3 protein-coding genes are annotated in these 2,852 nt (G+C 63.0%); all 3 read left to right on the top strand.

Annotated elements, in window-relative coordinates; all coding sequences use genetic code 11:
- Positions 1–55: 55 nt before the first annotated feature.
- The 3 genes from WBB95_RS14420 to WBB95_RS14410 are packed head-to-tail and all read left to right on the top strand — an operon-like array spanning position 56 to position 2,377.
- Positions 56–622: a YfiR family protein gene (locus tag WBB95_RS14420; protein ID WP_424488190.1), complete on the top strand. Its 567-nt coding sequence runs from the start codon at positions 56–58 to the stop codon at positions 620–622.
- Positions 619–1,881 (top strand): diguanylate cyclase domain-containing protein, encoded by a 1,263-nt coding sequence (locus tag WBB95_RS14415; protein WP_424488189.1) that lies wholly within the window; start codon positions 619–621, stop codon positions 1,879–1,881. Before WBB95_RS14420 ends, WBB95_RS14415 begins: the two co-directional genes overlap by 4 nt.
- A gap of 4 nt (positions 1,882–1,885) precedes the next feature.
- Positions 1,886–2,377 (top strand): OmpA family protein, encoded by a 492-nt coding sequence (locus WBB95_RS14410; protein ID WP_424488188.1) that lies wholly within the window; start codon positions 1,886–1,888, stop codon positions 2,375–2,377.
- The last annotated feature ends 475 nt before the right edge of the window (positions 2,378–2,852 follow it).

The raw sequence follows: 2,852 nt of genomic DNA, 5'->3' as shown, positions 1-2,852 counted from the left end.
GCCGCTGTGCTATCGTTGCGGCATCACCCTGAAAAACACCTGAGAGTATCGCTGCATGAACGTGGCTGTCTCGCCCACAGAGCGCAGTTTGAGCTGGAGACGCATGTTACTGGTGGCGGTGCTGTGCCTGCTCGCGCCACGCGCATTTGCCCAAACGCCCAGCCTCGCAGACCACCGCGCCCAAGCAGTCACCCAAGTGGTACTCGGCATCCTCAGTTATGCCCGTTGGCCGGTAGAACCTGCGCAACTGCGCCTGTGCATCGTCGGGCCTACCCAGTACACCGACGACCTGATCAAAGGCACCACCCAGGCCACCGGCCGGCCGGTTGTCGTAAAGCGTTTGCTGGCCGACCATCCTGATATCGTCAGTGCCTGCGACGCCGTGTACATCGGCAAACTGTCTGCCGATGAGCGCAGCCGCCTGTTCGCCTCGCTGATCGGCCACCCGGTGCTGAGCATCAGCGAAGGTGGCGACCAATGCACCGTGGGCAGCCTGTTCTGCCTGCGCGTGGCGGATGAGCAGGTGTCGTTCGAGGTCAACCTCGACTCCGTCGCTCGCAGCGGTGTGCGTATTCACCCGAGTGTGTTGCAACTTTCCCGTCGTCGAGCGCCGGCGCCGTGAGGGCCCCAAAAGCACGGCCAACCCTGCGCTCCGTCATTGGCCGTGGGCATTTGATCCTGGCGTTGGTGGCCGTGAGCCTGGCCAGTGTGTCCCTGACCTTGCTTGGTGTGCTGGCGCTGCGGGTATACGCCGAGCACAACCTGCACCTGATCGCGCGCTCCATCAATTACACCGTGGAAGCGGCGGTGGTGTTCAACGACAGCGCCGCCGCCACTGAAGCCCTGAGCCTGATTGCCTCCACCGAAGAAGTGGCCCAGGCCGAAGTGTTCGACGCCAACGGCAAACTGCTCGCGCATTGGGAGCGGCCGGACACCGGGATGCTCTCGCACGTTGAACTGGCATTGGCGCATACCCTGCTCGAACAACCCATCAGCCAGCCGATCCTGCACCAGGGGCAATCCATCGGCAGCATTCACGTGGTCGGCCACGGCGGCAGCCTGTTGCGCTTCCTGCTCAGTGGCCTGGCCGGGATTCTGATCTGCACCGCCCTCAGCGCCTGGGTGGCGCTGCACTTGGCGCGGCGCCTGTTACGCGGTATTACCGGGCCACTGCAAAGCCTGGCGGCGGTGGCGCACGCCGCGCGCAGCGAACGCGACTTTGACCGGCGCGTGCCCCCGGCGCAGATCGCCGAACTCGACAGCCTGGGCAGTGACTTCAATGCCCTGCTCGGCGAAATGGAAGCCTGGCAGAGCCACCTGCAAAGCGAAAACGAAACCCTCGCCCACCAGGCCAGCCACGACAGCCTGACCGGCCTGCCCAACCGCGCGTTTTTCGAAGGCCGGCTGATTCGTGCCCTGCGCAGCGCGGCCAAGGTCAATGAGCGCGTGGCGGTGCTGTTTCTCGACAGCGACCGTTTCAAAGACATCAATGACAACTTCGGCCACGCCGCTGGTGATGCCGTGCTGGTGGCCGTGGCCGAGCGCGTGCGCGCGCAACTGCGTGAAGACGACTTGGTGGCGAGGTTGGGCGGCGATGAATTCGCGATCCTGCTGGCGCCGCTGCACAAACTCGAAGATGCCCAACGCATCGCCGACAAGATCATCGCCAGCATGGACAAGCCGATCCCGCTGCCCGGCAACACCCAAGTGTTGACCTCCCTCAGTATCGGCATTGCGATTTATCCCGATCATGGCGCCACTCCCGGCACCTTGCTCAACGCCGCGGATGCGGCGATGTACCAGGCCAAGCGGCTGTCCCAGGGCGGCCAGCAAACGGCGGAATCGGAGCCGTCCGCCGCCAACGTTAATCACAGGAGTTGACCCCTTGTTCTCGACCGCGCGCGTTATGTTTATCACCCTGCTGGTGGCCCTGCTTGCCCTCGGCGGCTGCCAGACGGCGCCCCCCAAAGGCCTGACCCCGGCGCAAGTCGCCGTGCTCAAGCAGCAAGGGTTTGAACTGACCGACGAAGGCTGGGCGTTCGGCTTGTCCGGCAAAGTGCTGTTTGGCAGCGACATCGAAACCCTCAACCAACCCAGCACCGATATCGTTGAACGCATCGGCAAGGCCCTGCTCGGCGTGGGCATCGAACGCGTTCGCGTGGACGGCCACACCGACGCCTCGGGCAAAGAAACCTACAACCAGCAACTGTCCCTGCGCCGCGCAAAAAGCGTGGGCAAGGTGCTGACGGGCGTGGGTATGAAGGAAGAAAACATCCAACTGCGCGGCCTCGGCAGCAGCGAACCGGTGGCGCCGAACACCACGGCGGCGGGGCGCACCGAGAACCGGCGCGTGTCGATAGTGGTGATTGCGGACTGAGCAACCCGCCCGCTGCAGACTCGGTTCCAATTTGAAATGCAATCAAACTGTGGGAGCGGGCTTGCTCGCGAATGCGGTCGTTCAGCCATGGACTTATTGACTGACCCGCCGCCATCGCAGGCAAGCCAGCTCCCACATTTATGGGTGCTTGGCCTCAGCTTTATGCTCGCCGCAGACTCGATTTCAAACTTGAAATGCAACCAAACTGTGGCAGCGGGCTTGCCCGCGATGGCGGTCGTTCAGCCAAGGACTTATTGACTGACCCGCCGCCATCGCAGGCAAGCCAGCTCCCACATTTATGGGTGCTTGGCCTGAGTTTTGCGCCCGCTGTAGACACAGTTCCAAACCTGAAATGCAATAAAACTGTGGGAGCGGGCTTGCCCGCGAATGCGGTCGTTCAGCCAAGGATTTATTGACTGACCCACCGCCATCGCAGGCAAGCCAGCTCCCACATTTATTGGTGCTTGGCCTGAGC

Origin of the sequence: Pseudomonas sp. (assembly GCF_049645325.1) — a bacterium.
In the GTDB taxonomy this organism is placed as follows: Bacteria; Pseudomonadota; Gammaproteobacteria; order Pseudomonadales; family Pseudomonadaceae; genus Aquipseudomonas.
The sequence above is the reverse complement of the archived record's forward strand: the minus strand, read 5'-3'. Positions and strand labels throughout refer to the sequence as shown.

Coding starts and splice junctions, on each gene's coding strand:
- WBB95_RS14420 (WP_424488190.1), top strand. CDS start 56: ATGAACGTGGCTGTCTCGCCCACAGAGCGCAGTTTGAGCTGGAGACGC.